The sequence below is a fragment of the Xanthomonas sp. NCPPB 3570 genome (assembly GCF_056725115.1).
In genome coordinates, this window is record NZ_CM161513.1 from 1,556,408 (window position 1) to 1,573,233 (window position 16,826).

Here is a 16,826-nt window from a genome sequence, read left to right on the forward strand (position 1 = left end):
AGATTTTCGCTATGCCCACCAAATCCTTTCACCGTACCGATCGCGTGTCTGCGCAGATCCGGCGCGACCTCGGCACGATTGTGCATGCGGCCGTGCGCGATCACGGCCTGCCGTCGGTCAGTGTGTCCGACGTCGAGGTCACCCGCGATCTGGCCCATGCCAAGGTGTTCGTCACCGCGCTGATGCAGGAACGCTCGGCCGAGGCGGTCAAGGGCCTGAAGGAACTGGCGCCGCAGCTGCGCAGCGAGCTGGCGCGGGCGATGAAGCTGCGCCACGTGCCCGAACTGCATTTCCACTACGACGATTCGGTCGATCGCGGCGAGCGCATCGACAATCTGCTGCGCGACATGCCGGAACTGCAGCAGGCGCAGGACGACGACGGCGATGCCGCTGACGACGCCGACACGGCGCCGCGCAAGGACTGAGTCCGCTGCTGACGCCGTGGCGTCGGCGTCCAGTGTTTGAGTGCGGGCGCCGTATGCGAGCGCCCGTTTCGCCGTCGCGATCGCGGCGCTCTTTCATCCGTCTGGCGTCGCGCTGTTCCATGCGTGCCGTTCGCCCGCGCCATGCCGGAGTCGGATCCGCCACTCCCGAATCCCCACTCCCGAATCCCCAATCCCGAATCCCCAATCCCCAATCCCCAATCCCCAATCCCCGCCCGCACCCCATGCCCGTCTTCGGCCCGCGCCTGCCTCGTATCGTCTTCCGTCGCCTCGACGGCATCGTGCTGCTCGACAAGCCGATCGGCATGAGTTCCAACGCGGCGCTGCAGGCGGCGCGGCGGCTGTTCCGTGCGGAGAAGGGCGGTCACACCGGCAGCCTGGATCCGCTCGCCACCGGCCTGCTGCCGCTGTGCTTCGGCGAGGCGACCAAGCTGGCCGGGCTGCTGCTCGGCTCGGCCAAGGCCTACGAGGCGGAGGTCGTGCTCGGCGTCACCACCGACAGCGACGATGCCGAGGGCGCGGTGCTGCGCACCCGCCCGGTGCCGCCGCTGGACGCAGCGACCCTGGAGGCGGCGCTGGCACCGCTGCGCGGGCGCATCCGCCAGCGCGCGCCGATCTACTCAGCGCTCAAGCAGGGCGGCGAACCGCTGTACGTCAAGGCGCGTCGCGGCGAGGCGATCGAGGCACCCGAGCGCGAGGTCGAGGTGCATGCGATCGACGTGCTCGCGCATGCCGGCGACCGCCTGCGCCTGCACGTGGCCTGCGGGTCCGGCACCTACATCCGCAGCCTGGCCCGCGACCTGGGCGAGGCGCTGGGCTGCGGTGCGCATATCGCCGCGCTGCGGCGGCTGTGGGTGGAACCGTTTCGGACGCCGCAGATGGTCACCCTGGAGCACCTGCAGCACCTGGCCGCGCAGGATCCGGCGGCACTGGACGCGCTGGTGCTGCCGCTGGCCGCGGGCCTGGCCGATTTCCCGCCGGTGCGCCTGGAGCATGCTGCGGCGCAGCGCTTCCGCATGGGCCAGCGCCTGCGCGATCCGGCCTGGGCGCCCGGCCCGGCCGCGGTGTTCGACGCCGATGGCGTCCCGCTCGGCCTGGGCCAGGTCGATGCGAGCGGGCTGCTGGCGCCGCAGCGCATGTTCAATCCGTGACCGCAAGACGTCCGCGGCGGACCGTGCCTGACTGTCGTTCAGTCATGACGCTGTCTTAACACCTTGTTCCTCCGGGCCGGGGCCGGTACAATTTCGCGGCCTTTCCGGCACGCTGCGCTCCGGCGCAATCCTTCGCAATCGGCGAGCCAGGCGGTGCGTCCTCTGCACGTTCCTGCCGGCCCCGCATCTCAGAGAAAACCTCATGTCCATCGACACCCAGAAAGTCATCGAAGAAAACAAGCGCGGCGCTGCCGACACCGGTTCGCCGGAAGTGCAGGTCGCCCTGCTGACCGCCCGCATCGAGCTGCTGACCGGCCACTTCAAGACCCATAAGAAGGATCACCACAGCCGCCGCGGCCTGCTGCAGATGGTCAACCGCCGCCGCAGCCTGCTCGACTATCTGAAGAAGAAGGATGGCGAGCGCTACAAGGCGCTGATCGAGAAGCTCGGCCTGCGTCGCTGAGTCAACGAACCCCACCGCGGCGCAGCGATGCGCCGCGGTTTTGTTTTGGGTAGTACCGTGGCCCGGGGATCGCTCCGCGCCACCGGCCGGATCCTCCTGGCCACCCGCCAGCGGCATGGGCCGTCAGCGGTCCATTTGCAGACAGCATCATCCAAGGAAACCCCGTGGCAAAAATCACCAAAACCTTCCAGTACGGCAAGCACACCGTCACCCTCGAAACCGGCGAGATCGCCCGCCAGGCCGGCGGCGCCGTCATCGTCAAGATGGACGACACCGTACTGCTGGTCACCGCCGTCGCCGCCAAGAGCGCGCGCGAAGGTCAGGACTTCTTCCCGCTGACGGTCGACTATCAGGAGAAGTTCTACGCCGGCGGCCGCATCCCCGGCGGCTTCTTCAAGCGCGAGGGCCGTGCGACCGAGAAGGAGACGCTGATTTCGCGTCTGATCGACCGTCCGATCCGTCCGCTGTTCCCGGAGGATTACAAGAACGAAGTGCAGATCATAGCCACGGTGATGTCGATGAACCCGGACATCGACGGCGACATCGCCGCGCTGATCGGCGCCTCGGCCGCCCTGTCGCTGGCCGGCACCCCGTTCAAGGGCCCGATCGGCGCCGCCAAGGTCGGCTACAAGAACGGCGAGTACATCCTCAACCCGACCGTGTCGGATCTGAAGGATTCGCAGCTGGAGCTGGTCGTCGCCGGTACCGCCAACGCGGTGCTGATGGTCGAGTCCGAAGCCGCGCTGCTGTCGGAAGAAGTGATGCTGGGTGCGGTCACCTTCGGCCACCGCGAGATGCAGAAGGTCATCAACGCGATCAACGAGCTGACCGTCGAAGCCGGCACCAAGCCGTCCGACTGGGTCGCCCCGTCCAAGAACGAGGCCATGATCGCCGCGCTGAAGGAAGCCGTCGGCGAGCAGCTGGCCGCCGCGTTCCAGGTGCGCGACAAGCTGCAGCGCCGCGACGCCATCGCCGCGATCAAGAAGGACGTGCTGGCGCAGCTGGCGCCGCGCGCCACCGCCGAGAACTGGGTCGCTGCCGACCTGGCCAAGGAATTCGGCGAGCTGGAGTACCAGACCATGCGCGGTTCGGTGCTGAGCACCAAGGTGCGCATCGACGGCCGTGCGCTGGACACCGTGCGTCCGATCAGCGTGCAGGCCGGCGTGCTGCCGCGCACCCACGGCTCGGCGCTGTTCACCCGCGGCGAGACCCAGGCGATCGTGGTCACCACGCTGGGCACCGCCCGCGACGGCCAGGTGATCGACGCGGTCTCCGGCGAGTACAAGGAAAACTTCCTGTTCCACTACAACTTCCCCCCGTACTCGGTGGGCGAGTGCGGCCGCTTCGGCGCGCCCAAGCGTCGCGAAATCGGCCACGGCCGCCTCGCCAAGCGCGGCGTGCTGGCGGTGATGCCGACCATGGAAGAGTTTCCGTACACCATCCGCGTGGTCTCGGAGATCACCGAATCCAACGGTTCCTCGTCGATGGCCTCGGTCTGCGGTTCGTCGCTGGCGCTGATGGACGCTGGCGTGCCGGTGAAGGCGCCGGTGGCCGGTATCGCCATGGGCCTGGTGAAGGAAGGCAACGACTTCGTGGTGCTGTCGGACATCCTGGGCGATGAAGATCACCTGGGCGACATGGACTTCAAGGTCGCCGGTACCGCCGACGGCGTGTCCGCGCTGCAGATGGACATCAAGATCGAAGGCATCACCGAAGAGATCATGAAGCAGGCCCTGGCGCAGGCGAAGGCCGGCCGTCTGCACATCCTCGGCGAGATGTCCAAGGCGCTGACCACCCCGCGCGCGGAACTGAGCGACTACGCGCCGCGCCTGCTGACGATCAAGATCCACCCGGACAAGATCCGCGAAGTGATCGGCAAGGGCGGTTCGACCATCCAGGCGATCACCAAGGAAACCGGCACCCAGATCGACATCCAGGACGACGGCACCATCGTCATCGCCTCGGTCAACGCGATCGCCGCGCAGGCGGCCAAGTCGCGCATCGAGCAGATCACTTCGGACGTCGAGCCGGGCCGCATCTACGAAGGCAAGGTCGCCAAGATCATGGACTTCGGCGCGTTCGTGACCATCCTGCCGGGCAAGGACGGCCTGGTGCACGTCTCGCAGATCTCCAGCGAGCGCGTTGAGAAGGTCGGCGACAAGCTGAAGGAAGGCGACGTGGTCAAGGTCAAGGTGCTGGAAGTCGACAAGCAGGGCCGCATCCGCCTGTCGATGAAGGCCGTGGAAGAAGGCGAGGGCGCGTCGGCCGAGTAAGCCGCACGCTGCCAGCGCCGTTCCAGGAAAAAGCGGGCTTCGGCCCGCTTTTTTCTTGCCTGGCGTTTGTGCAGCTGCCGCGTCTGCGCGTGGCGTTCTTGTGGGTCCCAGGGGGCGGGGCACCGTAGGAGCGGGTCTTGTCCCCTTTTCGGGATCAGCCACGGCAGAGCACACCGTTGACGCCCGGTCGCGGCTGAAGCCGCTCCTACGCGGGATGACGGAGCGCTTGATCGTCCGCGACTCAGCCCTCGCCAATCGCCGGATAGCGCGCCAGATGCGCCGACAGCGGCCCGGGATGGGCGAGCTGGTAGCCCTGGCCGTAGCGCGCGCCCAGCGCCTGCAGCGTCGCCAGTTCGCTCTCGGTCTCGATGCCTTCGACGACCACGTCCGCATTGGTTTCGGCGGCGAAGGACAGGATCGCCAGCGCCAGCCGCTGCCGGCGCGGTTCGGCGTCGATGCCGCGGGTCAGGGTCAGATCCAGCTTGATGATGTCCGGCGCCAGGTGCAGCAGGTGGCGCAGGCTGGCGAAGCCGGTGCCGGCATCGTCGAGGGCGATGCGCAGGCCCTGCCGCTGCAGCAGGCCGATGTGTTCGGACAGGCGCGGATAGTCCGGCGCCTGCAATTGCTCGGTGATTTCCAGCACGATCCGCGACAGGTCGTGGCCGTGCAGCAGCGCCTGCAACTGCGGATGCAGCAGCGTCTGCGCGGACACGTTGATCGCCAGGTACAGCGGCGCCGGCAACTGCGCCAGAAGCTCCAGCGCCTGGCGCGCGGCGGCCAGTTCCAGGTCCAGCGCCAGCCCGACCCGGCTGGCGTCGTCGAACCAGCGCAGCGGCGGCAGGGCCGGATTGGCCGGAAAGCGCGACAGCGCCTCCACGCCGACGATGCGCTGCGAGGTCAGCGCCAGTACCGGCTGGGTGACGATCTGCAGGCGTGCGCCGGCGATGGTTTCGCGGATGCGGGTGGCGATCGCCGCCTTCTCGCGGAAGGCGTGCTTTTCCACGTCCTGGCGGCGGGCGATGTCGGTCTGCAGCGCGGCGCGGTCCATCGCCAGCGCCAGCGTCGCCCCGACCAGGGTCGCCAGCAGTTCCAGGGTGCGCACGTCCTGCGCGCTGTAGGCGTTGGGTTGTGGCGCCAGCACCTTGAGCACGCCGATGCTGCGGTCGCCGTAGCGCAGCGGCACCACCAGCATCGAGCGCAGGCCGATGCGGCGGCAGGCCTCGCGGTCCACGCGCGGATCGATTTCCGAATCGTCGCAGCGCAAGACTTGGCCGCTGCGCATGCACAGGCCGGACAGGCTGCCGTTGCTGGGCAGGCGCAGGCCGAGGTGGCGCTCGGCGACGCCGCTGGCGGACCAGTACAGCATGTCGTTGCCGTCGCACATCTCCACCACCGCGCCGTTGGAGCGGGTCAGCTCCTGTGCGCGGCGGGTGACCACGTCGACCACCTGCAGCGGATCGCCGCCGGCCGCGGCGATTTCGCCCTGCGCCAGGATGATGCGCGACAGCAGCGCCGCGTCGTCCTGCGTCGCGGCGGCAGTGTGCTGGATGAGGTCCGAGATGTCGGATGCCTTGGCCATGTCCGCATCATGTGGCACTGCGTTGGAGGACGGCAATCGGGCGGCACGCGCCCCGCGTAGGCAGCGTGCAGAACTGCTCGCTCCATCACGCTGCGCGCGTGCCTGCGCTCAATCGCTGGCGCCATCCTTGCGCGGCTTGCCGTACAGGCTGCGCAGCTCGTCCTTGGCCTGCTCGAGGATCTTGCGGCGCTGCTGCGGCAACTGATCGCCGGCGCGATTGATGTAGAAGGTCAGCATCGACATGGCCGAGCGATACGGACCGGTGCGGCGGCGTGCGTGCAGGTCGGCCGACTGCTTGAGCGCGCGTGCGATCGCGGCCGGGTCGTTGCCTTCGAACACGTTCGGCGAGACGCCGAGCGACGGTTGCGCGTCGCTGCCGCGGCGCTGGCCGAGGTCGTTGCTGGAGAGGGACTGGCTGCTCTGTGCCATTGGTGATGCTCCTTGGCGATGGCGGTGGAAAGGGACGAGGCATGCGTGATCCGGCAGGGCCGGACCCGATGGCGGATGCCGCCGCCATCGCTGCCGTGCGCCACAAGGCGACGACAGATCGACATCGAAGGGAGACGGAGGCGGAGGCGACGCGAACACGCGCCGCCGCGATCGCGTGTGCGGGGCGTGGAGCGTCCCGCACGCGTGATGGGCGATGCCGTTGTCCGTTGGTGTTGCCGTGCCGCATTCCGTTCCCAGAAGCGAAGCTCGTGCGTCATGCGCAAACGCTAGGCCGGGATACGTGATGCCGTCGACAACATAACCGCGCTCTGCGGAGCGAGTGGTAGACATTATGTCGTTCGATGAACGCTTAATAGAAAAGCCCGTAAAAACAGCGCTCGCGTGTGAATGCGCTTGATTGCCCAGATAACGTCACCATTTTCTTTGTCGAGCCGCTGGCGCGAGACAATCGCGTGGACAATATGCAGCGGTGGCATCGTCGGTTCGCCCCGCATGCGTTGCGGCGGTGGCCCAGGAGATCGCATGTCGTTGGCGCAAACGCGCTTCCATCCCGCCGTGGCACGCTGGTTCGAGCAGCGTTTCGCTGCGCCCACGCCGGCGCAGGAACAGGCGTGGCCGGCGATCCAGGCAGGGCGGCATACGCTGGTGGCTGCGCCGACCGGCTCCGGCAAGACCATCACTGCATTTCTCGCCGCGCTGGATGCGCTGGTGCGCGAAGGTCTGCGTGAAGGTGGCCTGCCGGACCGGACCCAGGTGCTGTACGTATCGCCACTGAAAGCGCTTTCAAACGATATCCAGCTCAATCTCGAGGCGCCGCTGCAGGGCATCCGCGACGAACTCGCGGCGCTTGGGTTGCCGGATGTGCAGATCCGCACGGCGGTGCGCACCGGCGACACGCCGCAGCGCGAGCGCGCGCAGGCGCGGCGGCGTCCACCGCACGTGCTGGTGACCACGCCGGAGTCGCTGTACGTGCTGCTCGGCTCGGTGTCCGGACGCGAGACGCTGCGCCACGTGCGCACGGTGATCGTCGACGAGATCCACGCGCTGGCGGCGAACAAGCGCGGCAGCCACCTGGCGCTGTCGCTGCAGCGCCTGCAGCAGCTGTGCGAGGTGCCGCCGCTGCGCATCGGCCTGTCGGCGACGCAGAAGCCGATCGAGGCGGTCGCGCGTTTCCTGGTCGGCAGCGCCGCGGTGCACGACGGCGTTGCCGACTGCGCCATCGTCGACATCGGCTATGCGCGCGCCCGCGACCTGGCGCTGGAGGTGCCGCCGACGCCGCTCAGCGTGACCATGTCCGCCGACCAGTGGCAGCAGGTGTATACGCGCCTGGCCGAGCTGGTGCGCGCGCACCGCACCACCCTGGTGTTCGTCAACACCCGGCGCATGGCCGAGCGCACCGCCCGGCACCTTGGCGAACTGCTCGGCACGCAGGCGGTGGCGGCGCATCACGGCAGCCTGGCGCGCGAGACCCGGCTGCTCGCCGAGCGCCGGCTCAAGGCTGGCGACCTGCAGGTGCTGGTGGCCACGGCGTCGCTGGAACTGGGGCTGGACATCGGCGACGTCGACCTGGTCTGCCAGCTTGGCTCGCCGCGCTCCATCGCCGCGTTCCTGCAGCGCGCCGGCCGTTCCGGACATGCGGTGGGCGGCACGCCGAAGGCGCGGCTGTTCCCGCAGTCGCGCGACGACCTGGTCGAGTGCGCGGCCTTGCTGGATTGCGTGCGTCGCGGCGAGCTGGATGCGCTGCGCATGCTCGATGCGCCGCTGGACGTGCTCGCCCAGCAACTCGTGGCCGAGGTCGCCTGCCAGGAGTGGGAAGAAGACGCGCTGTACGCGCTGGTGCGTGGCGCCTGGCCGTATTCGGCGCTGCCGCGCGCGCAGTTCGACGCGGTGCTGCGCATGCTCTGCGAAGGCTTCAGCACGCGCCTGGGGCCGCGCGCCGGCTACCTGCATCGCGATGCGGTGCATCGCCGCGTGCGCCAGCGCCGCGGTGCGCGGATGGCCGCGCTCACTTCCGGCGGCACCATTCCCGAGACCGGCGACTACAGCGTGGTGCTGGAGCCGCAGGCGCAGACCATCGGCACGGTCAACGAGGATTTCGCGGTGGAGAGCCTGGGCGGCGACGTGTTCCAGCTCGGCAACGCCAGCTACCGCATCCTGCGCGTGGAAGCGGGGCGGGTGCGGGTGGAGGATGCGCGCGGCGCGCCGCCCAATATTCCGTTCTGGATCGGCGAAGCGCCCGGGCGCAGCGACGCGTTGTCGCTGGGTGTGTCGCGGCTGCGTGCCGAACTCGAACAGGCGCTGCAGCAAGGCGGGGCGACCCAGGCGCTGCAGTGGCTGTGCGGCCCGCTGGCGCTGGACGCGGCCGCCGCGCAGCAGATCGTCGATTATCTGGGCCGCGCGCATGCGGCGCTGGGCGCCTTGCCGACCCAGCAGTGCATCGTGCTGGAACGCTTCTTCGACGCCACCGGCGGCACCCAACTGGTGATCCACAGCGTCTACGGCAGCCGCATCAACCGCGCCTGGGGCCTGGCACTGCGCAAGCGGTTCTGCCGCACCTTCAATTTCGAGCTGCAGGCGGCGGCGACCGAGGACGCGATCGTGCTGTCGCTGTCGACCCGGCACAGCTTCGCCCTGGACGAGGTGGCGCGTTACCTGCGCGCCGCCTCGGCGCTGGACGTGCTGGTGCAGGCGCTGCTGGACGCGCCGTTGTTCGGCGTGCGCTGGCGTTGGAACGCCACCAACGCGCTGGCGCTGCCGCGCTTCACCGGCGGGCGCAAGGTCGCGCCGCAACTGCAGCGGATGAAGTCCGAGGACTTGCTGGCCACGGTGTTCCCCGACCAGGTGGCCTGCGCGGAGAACCTGGTCGGCGAGCGCGAGATTCCCGAGCATCCGCTGGTGGCGCAGACCCTGCGCGATTGCCTGGACGAGGCGATGGACAGCGCCGGTTGGCTGCAGCTGCTGCACGGCATCGAGGCCGGCGCCGTGCGCGTGCTGGCGCGCGAGCTGACCGCGCCATCGCCGCTGGCGGCCGAGGCCCTGGAGGCGCGGCCCTACGCCTTCCTCGACGATGCACCGCTGGAGGAACGACGGACCCAGGCGGTGCAGAGCCGCCGCTACCAGGATCCGGACAGCGCCGACGATCTCGGCCAGTTGGACCTGCAGGCGATCGCCGCGGTGCGCGAGGAGGCCTGGCCGCAGCCGCGCAGCCGCGACGAGATGCACGAAGCGCTGCTCACGCTCGGCGTGGTGAGCGCGGACGAGGCAACTGCGCAGCCGCAGTGGCGGCAGTGGCTGGAGGAACTGGCCGTCGACGCGCGCGCCACCTGCCTGCACGGCGTCGACGGCGCCACGGCGGCGCTGTGGGTGGCGGCCGAGGCGCTGGCGGCGGTGGCGCCGCTGTACCCGCAGGCCAGTGCGCAGCCGGCCATCGCCGTTCCCGCGGGCTATGCGGTCGACGACTGGGACCGCGACAGCGCGGTGCGCGAACTGCTGCGCTGGCGCCTGGCGGGGTTGGGGCCGGTCACCGCGCCCGCGCTGGCCGGGCCGCTGCACCTGCCGCTGCGCGAGGTGCAGGCGGGATTGCTGGCGCTGCAGCAGGACGGCTATGTGCTGGGCGGGCGCTTCAGCGCCGATGCCGATGGCGAGCAATGGTGCGAGCGCCACCTGCTGGCACGGATCCACCGCTACACCCTCGGCCGCCTGCGCCGCGAGATCGAGCCGGTGGCGCCGCGCGATTACGCGCGCTTCCTGTTCCGCTGGCAGCATCTGGACGCGGAGGGGCAGGTCGCCGGCGCCGAGGCGCTGGGCGCGGTACTGGCACAGTTGGAGGGGGTGGAGGTCGCGGCGCCGCTATGGGAGGCCGAGCTGTTGCCGGCGCGGGTGCGCGACTACCGCCCGGCGTGGCTGGACGAGGCCTGCAGCGCCGGACGCACGCTGTGGACGCGGCTGCGCCCCGGCGCCGGCGGCGCCGCACCGACGCTGCGCAGCACGCCGATCCTGCTGCTGCCGCGGCGCAGCGCCGGGCACTGGTCGCGGCTGTCGCCAGCGCCGGAAGCCGGCACGCTGGGCTCGCGCGCGCGCAAGGTGGCCGACCATCTCGAGGCGCACGGCGCCTCGTTCTTCGACGAGATCGCCGAGGCGACGCGCCTGCTGTCCACCGAACTGGAGGCGGCGCTGGCCGAGCTGGTCGCCGCCAGCCGGGTCCATTGCGACAGTTACGCCGGCCTGCGCGCCCTGCTGGTGCCGCCCTCGAAGCGTCCCTCGGCGCTGTCGCGGCGGCGGCCGCGCATGGCGCTGTACGGCGGCATCCAGGACGCCGGACGCTGGGCCGTACTGCGTGCCGACGCCGAGGCCGACGACCCGGCCGCACGCAGCGAGGCGGTCGAGCACGTCGCACGGACGCTGCTGCGCCGCTACGGCGTGGTCTGCTGGCGCCTGCTCGAGCGCGAGACGGCGTGGCTGCCGCCATGGCGCGAACTGCTGCGCGTCTACCATCGGCTGGAAGCGCGCGGCGAGATCCGCGGTGGGCGCTTCATCGACGGCCTGTCCGGCGAGCAGTTCGCCCTGCCGGAGGCGATCGGCCTGCTGCGGCAGATACGCCGCCAGCCTGGCGACGGCAATTGGCTGTGCGTGGCTGCCGCCGACCCGGCCAATCTCCTCGGCAGCGTGCTCCCCGGCACGCGGGTACCGCGGCTGCCGGGCGCGCGCGTGCTGTACCGCGACGGCGTGCCGATGGCGAGCTGGGTCGGCGAGCGCTTCGAGCCGCTGCAGGACATGAATGCCGAGGAGCATGCGCATGCGCGGCGGCTGTTGCGCGGTGGCGCTGCGGCGGAACGGCGCACGCTTGTGGCACTGCAGATGGCGTGAAGGCAATGCGCCGCGCCCGCCCGCCGCGATCGCGCTTGTGACATATCGGCGCTGCTTTCACATTCTGTCTACAAATTAAAGGGGTTGGTATCCCACTTTGGCTCCGGTGCAAAACCGGGGTGTTCTGCCTTTGCAGAACAAGTGCGACATCGACGTGTTGCGACCCGCCCTTGCTCTGCTGCGCGTCGAGCACCGCAGCGCAATGCCTCTTTCGCATTCACGAATGTCGCGAAAGCGCTTGTCTTATGCGGGATTCCGCAATTTTCACGCGATTTAAAGGCGCCCTCGATTGCGCCGATAGCCCTCACGCATGACGTTGCAGCGCAGCGGTCCTCTGGCGACTCAGTCAGAGGCATCGCTCCGCGAGGCGCCGCGACACGCAGCCGGACGCATCGCCCGGCGCAGGCGGACACACACAAATCGGGGTACACACCATGTTGGGCAATATGAAAATCGGGGTCAGGCTGACGGCGGCATTCCTGATCGTGGCGGCGATCGGCGCCTGCATCGGCTGGGTCGGCATCCGCAACTCGGGCCGGATCAACGACTACGCCACCGCGCTGTACGAGCGCGAGCTGCTCGGCCTGTCGCACCTCAAAGAGGCCAACATCAATCTGATCAATGCCGGCCGCGCGCGCGCCAACCTGCAGTTGGCCAGCACCGCGGAAGACCGCGCCAAGCACGTGGCCAATATCGACAAGTACACCGCCAATGTGGTCGAGCACATGGACAAGGCTAGGACCTCGTTCGACGACCCGGCGACGCTGGCCAAGCTGGCCCGCTTCGACCAGGTGTGGAAGACCTACCTGGAGCGGCGCGGCCTGTTCGTCGAGTCGGTGATGCGCGAGCCGCTGCCGGAAGGCAACGCGCAGCTCGCGGAACTCTCCAAGGGCGTGCGCAGCAGCTCCGACGAACTGGATGCGCTGATGTCGGAACTGAGCGAGATCAAGGAGGCCAATGCTTCCAAGGCCAACGATGTCACCGACGAAATCTACGCCAGCAGCACCCGCACCATGCTCGCCATCGTGATCGGCGGCGTGCTGCTCGGCGTGGGCCTGGGCGTGTTCATCAGCCGCAGCGTGACCCGGCCGATCGGCAAGGCGGTCAGCGTGGCCAATGCGCTGTCCGAGGGCGACCTGAGCATGTCGATCGAGGTGCGCGGCCGCGACGAGACCGCGCAGTTGCTGCTGGCGATGCAGCGCATGGTCGAGAAACTGCAGCAGGTGGTCGGCGAGGTCAACGCCAGTGCGCAGAGCCTGGCTGGCGCGTCGGAGGAGGTCAGCGCCACCGCGCAGTCGCTGAGCCAGGCCTCGACCGAGCAGGCGGCCAGCGTCGAAGAGACCAGCGCCTCGCTGGAGCAGATGACCGCCTCGATCGCGCAGAACACCGACAACGCCAAGGTCACCGACGGCATGGCCGCGCAGGCGGCCCGCGAGACCCTGGAAGGCGGCGAGGCGGTGGTGGCCACGGTGGCGGCGATGAAGCAGATCGCGCACAAGATCGGCATCATCGACGACATCGCCTACCAGACCAACCTGTTGGCGTTGAATGCGGCGATCGAGGCCGCGCGCGCCGGCGAGCACGGCAAGGGCTTTGCGGTGGTCGCCGCGGAAGTGCGCAAGCTGGCCGAGCGCAGCCAGGTCGCCGCGCAGGAGATCGGCGAGGTCGCCGGTTCCAGCGTGGAGCTGGCCGAGCGCGCCGGGCAATTGCTGGAGACCATCGTGCCGAGCATCAAGAAGACCTCGGACCTGGTGCAGGAAATCGCTGCCGCCTCGCAGGAGCAGTCCTCCGGCGTCACCCAGATCAACGTGGCGGTGGTGCAGCTGAGCCAGATCACCCAGCAGAACGCCACCGCTTCCGAAGAGCTGGCCGCCACCGCTGAATCGATGAGCACGCAGGCCGTGCAGTTGCAGGAAAGCATGGCCTTCTTCCAGTTGTCCGCCGCTGCGCGCCGTGCCGCGCAGACGCTGGACGAAAGCGAAGCGCCGCTGCCGCTGCGCGCGGCCGGTTCGCGCTGGGCGCCGCGTGCCACCTCCGCTGCCGCGCGCCGTCCCGGTGCAGGCAATCGCGACCGCAGCGAAGCGCTGCTGGGCCGCGCCTGATCCATTCCCTGGCGGCGCCGGTCGCGCCGCCAGTTCCGTGTCGCTGTCGTTGTCACAACTGCCCCATTGTCGGGAGAGTGCCGTGCTGAAGAATCTCAAGATCGCCACCAAACTCTACGGCGGTTTCGCCGTGGTCCTTTGCATCCTGCTGGCGTTGGCCGGCGTGGCCTACTTCAACGTGTCCGCGTTGTCGCAGGCCAATTACTGGAACACCCACACCTACAAGGTGATCGCCGAAGTCGATGCTGCGCTGAGCAGCCTGATCAACATCGAGACCGGCACGCGCGGCTTCTCGCTGACCGGCGAGGACGCGTTCCTGCAGCCCTACCGCGACGGCGTCGCCAGCTTCGACAGCCACCTGCGCACCGCCCAGGAACTGACCGCGGACAATCCCAAGCAGCAGGAGCGCCTGAACGCGCTGAAGCAGACCCAGGCGCAATGGCTCAGCCAGGCAGTGCATCCGCAGATCGCGCTGCGCAAGGACGTCAACCAGGGCCAGGCGACGATGGAGGCCTTGGCCGCCTCGGTGCGCGCTTCCAAGGGCAAGGCCTACATGGACGCGATGCGCGACCGCATGGCCGAAGTGCGCCGCGCCGAGAGCGAGTTGCTGGCCGTGCGCGCGGCCGAGGCCGAGCAACTGCAGCAGCGCACCAACCTCACTCTGATCGTCGGCAGCCTGATCGCGGCGCTGTGCGCGTCGGCGATCGGTTTCCTGATCGCGCGGTCGCTGATGAGCGAACTCGGCGGCGAGCCGAGCACGGTGATGGAAGTGGCCTCGCGGATCGCCCGCGGCGATCTCACCGTGCAGGTGCCGACCCGCCCCAACGACAGCACCAGCGCGATGGTGGCGCTGCAGACGATGGTCGAGCGCCTGGCGGACGTGGTGGGCGAGGTCAATGCCAGTGCGCAGTCGCTGGCCGGTTCGTCCGAGGAAGTCAGCGCCACCGCGCAGTCACTGAGCCAGGCCGCCACCGAGCAGGCCTCCGGCGTGGAGGAAACCAGTGCGTCGCTGGAGCAGATGACCGCGTCCATCGCGCAGAACACCGACAACGCCAAGGTCACCGAGGGCATGTCGGCGCAGGCGGCCAAGGAAGCGGTGGAGGGGGGTGAGGCGGTACTGGCCTCGACCCATGCGATGAAGCAGATCGCGCAGAAGATCGGCATCATCGACGACATCGCCTACCAGACCAACCTGCTGGCGTTGAACGCGGCGATCGAGGCCGCGCGTGCCGGCGAGCACGGCAAGGGTTTTGCCGTGGTCGCCGCGGAAGTGCGCAAGCTGGCCGAGCGCAGCCAGGTCGCCGCGCAGGAGATCGGCGAAGTCGCCGCCAGCAGCGTGGGCCTGGCCGATCGCGCCGGCAACCTGCTCGGCACCATCGTGCCCAGCATCAAGAAGACCTCGGATCTGGTGCAGGAGATCGCCTCGGCCTCGCAGGAGCAGTCCTCCGGCGTCACCCAGATCAACCTGGCGGTGTCCCAGCTCAGCCAGGCCACGCAGCAGAACGCCGCGGCCTCCGAGCAACTGGCGGCGACCGCCGAACAGATGAGCACCCAGGCCGAATCGTTGCAGCAGGCGATGGGCTTCTTCCGCCTCAACCGCGAACAGGACCTGGCCGCGCCACGCCGCGCTGCGCCGGTGACGCCCAGGCCGGCCGCCACCCGGCCGCTGCGCAACGCAGGCAAGGGCTTGCGCCCGCGCGCGCGGCCGGTTCCGGCCTATGCGCTGGCGGATGCGCCGGACGAAGGCCAGTTCGTCAACTTCTGAAGGGGAACACCATGCACAACGATCGCTACGAGAGTGCGGCTGCGGACTCGCCGCATGGCGGCTGCCAGTTCCTGACCTTCCAGCTGGATCGCGAACTGTTCGGACTCAACATCGCCGGCATCCACGAGATCATCGAGTACCGCACGCCGACGCCGGTGCCGACCATGCCGGCCTGCGTGCGCGGGGTGATCAACCTGCGTGGCGCGGTGGTGCCGGTGGTGGACCTGCAGTCGCGGCTCGGCCGCGCGCCCAGCCAGGTCACCCGGCGCAGTTGCATCGTCATCGCCACCGCCGCCAGCGACGAGGGCGGCGGCGCGCAGTCCTTCGGCCTGCTGGTGGACGCGGTCAACGAGGTGCTGGAACTGCCGCCGCAGCAGATCGAGGCGCCGCCGGCCTTCGGCAGCGATATCCGCCGCGACCTGCTGCAGGGCATGGGCAAGCTGGAGGATCGGTTGGTGATCCTGCTGGACCGCGCGCGGCTGCTGCGCAGCGACGACATCGTCGAGGCCGGCGCACCGGCGCTGGCGGCGTGACGCCCGCCACGCCGTGATCCATGCATCACGGCGGCCTCGCTAGGGTGGCTTGAAACGGGCATCCGCCCCAGCGAGGTGCAGACCATGGCAAAAGACGAAACCACCCAGTCCGGCAAGCAGCAGGGCATCCACGAGGGCCGGCAGGACCGTGCCCAGGACGATACCGCCAAGCAGCGGCCCGGCCTGGAAGACCAGAAGCTGCGCGAGGCGCACGAGCGCGGCCCGCGTTCCGGCCAGGATGAGCCGGGGCAGGGCGCGCAGGACTGAGCGAAGTGGCGGCGGGAGCGCAGTGCTCCCGCTTCCCGTCCGTCAGGACGAAGGCTCGGGATTCCCGGCCACACGACGCATGGCCGACGTCGCGCGATCGAGCGCATCCAAGTGCAAGATCGGCCAACAAAAAAGGCCAGAGAGCCGGATGGCTGTCTGACCTCGTTTGCACCGTCGAAGACGGTAAGATGGTGGAGCGGAAGGGGATCGAACCCTCGACCTTCGCATTGCGAACGCGACGCTCTCCCAGCTGAGCTACCGCCCCACATCAGACGCGTAGTGTAACTGGGCACGGGGCCGCGTGCCAAGGGGGCACGGCAAGATCCGCGGCGCAGGGGCAGGGGCCGGTCTGGCCTGGAAATGTGCCGGGCCTTTTGTCTACAGCGCGCGCATGGAGTCGATATACTCGGCGGCCGAAATCCACCGCGGTGATTTCGTTCCGGACGCAATATACCGTCCGCCTCACACCTTTTTACCTAAAGACAGGTCTTTTACACATGACGGAAGTTCGCAACTTGCAACAGATCGCCGAAGCCAAGGCCAAGCTGCAGGAAGAAATGCGCAAGCTGGAAGAGCAGGAGCGGCAGGCGCGCGAGGGCGAAACCAATGCGGCGCACGCCAATGTGCTGTCGCTGCTGGAGCAGTTCGCCGAGTTCTTCAGCGCCAAGCAGCGCAACGAGATCGCCGCGTACGTGACCAGCGCGGCGCCCAAGCCGGCCAGCAGCAAGTCCGCCGGTGGCCGCAGCGAGGTCAAGCCGAAGTACCAGTTGCCGCATACCGGCGAAACCTGGTCCGGCCGCGGCCGCACCCCGAAGGCGTTCGCCGCCTGGGAAGGCACCGCCGCCTACAACGAATGGAAGGCGCGCCACCCGGATCTGAAGTTCCCGCTCTTCAAGTACTGAGCGAACGAAAAAGGCCAGGAATTCCTGGCCTT

11 protein-coding genes, 1 tRNA gene and 2 pseudogenes are annotated in these 16,826 nt (G+C 69.0%); 11 read left to right on the plus strand and 3 right to left on the minus strand.

What is annotated here, in order from left to right:
* Positions 1 to 11: 11 nt before the first annotated feature.
* The 4 genes from rbfA (at position 12) to pnp (ending at position 4,330) form a co-directional block, all read left to right on the plus strand.
* Positions 12 to 425: a 30S ribosome-binding factor RbfA gene (gene rbfA / locus AC1PLR_RS06935; protein ID WP_481103550.1), complete on the plus strand. Its 414-nt coding sequence runs from the start codon at positions 12 to 14 to the stop codon at positions 423 to 425.
* 242 nt (positions 426 to 667) lie between these two features.
* Entirely contained in the window at positions 668 to 1,594 is a 927-nt protein-coding gene (truB, locus tag AC1PLR_RS06940) for a tRNA pseudouridine(55) synthase TruB (protein ID WP_481103076.1), read from the plus strand.
* A 202-nt stretch (positions 1,595 to 1,796) separates the two neighbouring features.
* On the plus strand, positions 1,797 to 2,057 hold the full coding sequence (gene rpsO, locus AC1PLR_RS06945) for a 30S ribosomal protein S15 (RefSeq protein WP_003467392.1): 261 nt from the start codon (positions 1,797 to 1,799) through the stop codon (positions 2,055 to 2,057).
* Positions 2,058 to 2,221: 164 nt separating this feature from the next.
* Positions 2,222 to 4,330 carry a polyribonucleotide nucleotidyltransferase gene (gene pnp, locus AC1PLR_RS06950; protein WP_019799235.1) on the plus strand — a complete coding sequence of 703 codons (2,109 nt, stop codon included), beginning with the start codon at positions 2,222 to 2,224 and terminating at the stop codon, positions 4,328 to 4,330.
* A gap of 241 nt (positions 4,331 to 4,571) precedes the next feature.
* Here pnp and AC1PLR_RS06955 read toward each other — a convergent pair whose 3' ends face one another.
* Together AC1PLR_RS06955 and AC1PLR_RS06960 are read right to left on the minus strand one after the other, a co-directional pair.
* Positions 4,572 to 5,909 (minus strand): sensor domain-containing phosphodiesterase, encoded by a 1,338-nt coding sequence (locus AC1PLR_RS06955; RefSeq protein WP_481103077.1) that lies wholly within the window; start codon positions 5,907 to 5,909, stop codon positions 4,572 to 4,574.
* Positions 5,910 to 6,017: 108 nt separating this feature from the next.
* On the minus strand, positions 6,018 to 6,338 hold the full coding sequence (locus AC1PLR_RS06960) for a DUF3175 domain-containing protein (protein WP_481103078.1): 321 nt from the start codon (positions 6,336 to 6,338) through the stop codon (positions 6,018 to 6,020).
* A gap of 543 nt (positions 6,339 to 6,881) precedes the next feature.
* Between AC1PLR_RS06960 and AC1PLR_RS06965 the strand changes: the two genes are divergently transcribed.
* The 6 genes and pseudogenes from AC1PLR_RS06965 (at position 6,882) to AC1PLR_RS06990 (ending at position 15,892) form a co-directional block, all read left to right on the plus strand.
* Positions 6,882 to 11,225 carry a DEAD/DEAH box helicase gene (locus AC1PLR_RS06965; RefSeq protein ID WP_481103079.1) on the plus strand — a complete coding sequence of 1,448 codons (4,344 nt, stop codon included), beginning with the start codon at positions 6,882 to 6,884 and terminating at the stop codon, positions 11,223 to 11,225.
* 446 nt (positions 11,226 to 11,671) lie between these two features.
* Positions 11,672 to 13,327, plus strand: a complete 1,656-nt coding sequence (locus tag AC1PLR_RS06970) for a methyl-accepting chemotaxis protein (RefSeq protein WP_481103080.1) — start codon at positions 11,672 to 11,674, stop codon at positions 13,325 to 13,327.
* A gap of 226 nt (positions 13,328 to 13,553) precedes the next feature.
* Positions 13,554 to 13,895, plus strand: a pseudogene (locus tag AC1PLR_RS06975) (CHASE3 domain-containing protein); the annotation flags it as partial.
* A gap of 279 nt (positions 13,896 to 14,174) precedes the next feature.
* Positions 14,175 to 15,092 (plus strand): annotated as a pseudogene (locus AC1PLR_RS06980) (methyl-accepting chemotaxis protein); the annotation flags it as partial.
* 11 nt (positions 15,093 to 15,103) lie between these two features.
* On the plus strand, positions 15,104 to 15,625 hold the full coding sequence (locus AC1PLR_RS06985; protein WP_481103081.1) for a chemotaxis protein CheW: 522 nt from the start codon (positions 15,104 to 15,106) through the stop codon (positions 15,623 to 15,625).
* An 84-nt stretch (positions 15,626 to 15,709) separates the two neighbouring features.
* On the plus strand, positions 15,710 to 15,892 hold the full coding sequence (locus AC1PLR_RS06990; RefSeq protein WP_010344214.1) for a hypothetical protein: 183 nt from the start codon (positions 15,710 to 15,712) through the stop codon (positions 15,890 to 15,892).
* A gap of 189 nt (positions 15,893 to 16,081) precedes the next feature.
* Here the strand turns inward: AC1PLR_RS06990 and AC1PLR_RS06995 are convergent.
* Positions 16,082 to 16,157: transfer RNA gene (locus AC1PLR_RS06995), tRNA-Ala, on the minus strand.
* 232 nt (positions 16,158 to 16,389) lie between these two features.
* Here AC1PLR_RS06995 and AC1PLR_RS07000 point away from each other — a divergent pair.
* The gene (locus tag AC1PLR_RS07000) at positions 16,390 to 16,794 is read left to right on the plus strand and encodes an H-NS histone family protein (RefSeq protein WP_010344215.1); all 405 of its coding nucleotides are present in this window, start codon (positions 16,390 to 16,392) and stop codon (positions 16,792 to 16,794) included.
* The last annotated feature ends 32 nt before the right edge of the window (positions 16,795 to 16,826 follow it).

Excerpts from the sequence above, each read along its gene's own strand:
- rbfA (WP_481103550.1), top strand. The coding sequence starts at position 12 with ATGCCCACCAAATCCTTTCACCGTACCGATCGCGTGTCTGCGCAGATC.
- truB (WP_481103076.1), top strand. The coding sequence starts at position 668 with ATGCCCGTCTTCGGCCCGCGCCTGCCTCGTATCGTCTTCCGTCGCCTC.
- rpsO (WP_003467392.1), top strand. The coding sequence starts at position 1,797 with ATGTCCATCGACACCCAGAAAGTCATCGAAGAAAACAAGCGCGGCGCT.
- AC1PLR_RS06955 (WP_481103077.1), bottom strand. The coding sequence starts at position 5,909 with ATGGCCAAGGCATCCGACATCTCGGACCTCATCCAGCACACTGCCGCC.
- AC1PLR_RS06960 (WP_481103078.1), bottom strand. The coding sequence starts at position 6,338 with ATGGCACAGAGCAGCCAGTCCCTCTCCAGCAACGACCTCGGCCAGCGC.
- AC1PLR_RS06965 (WP_481103079.1), top strand. The coding sequence starts at position 6,882 with ATGTCGTTGGCGCAAACGCGCTTCCATCCCGCCGTGGCACGCTGGTTC.
- AC1PLR_RS06970 (WP_481103080.1), top strand. The coding sequence starts at position 11,672 with ATGAAAATCGGGGTCAGGCTGACGGCGGCATTCCTGATCGTGGCGGCG.
- AC1PLR_RS06985 (WP_481103081.1), top strand. The coding sequence starts at position 15,104 with ATGCACAACGATCGCTACGAGAGTGCGGCTGCGGACTCGCCGCATGGC.
- AC1PLR_RS06990 (WP_010344214.1), top strand. The coding sequence starts at position 15,710 with ATGGCAAAAGACGAAACCACCCAGTCCGGCAAGCAGCAGGGCATCCAC.
- AC1PLR_RS07000 (WP_010344215.1), top strand. The coding sequence starts at position 16,390 with ATGACGGAAGTTCGCAACTTGCAACAGATCGCCGAAGCCAAGGCCAAG.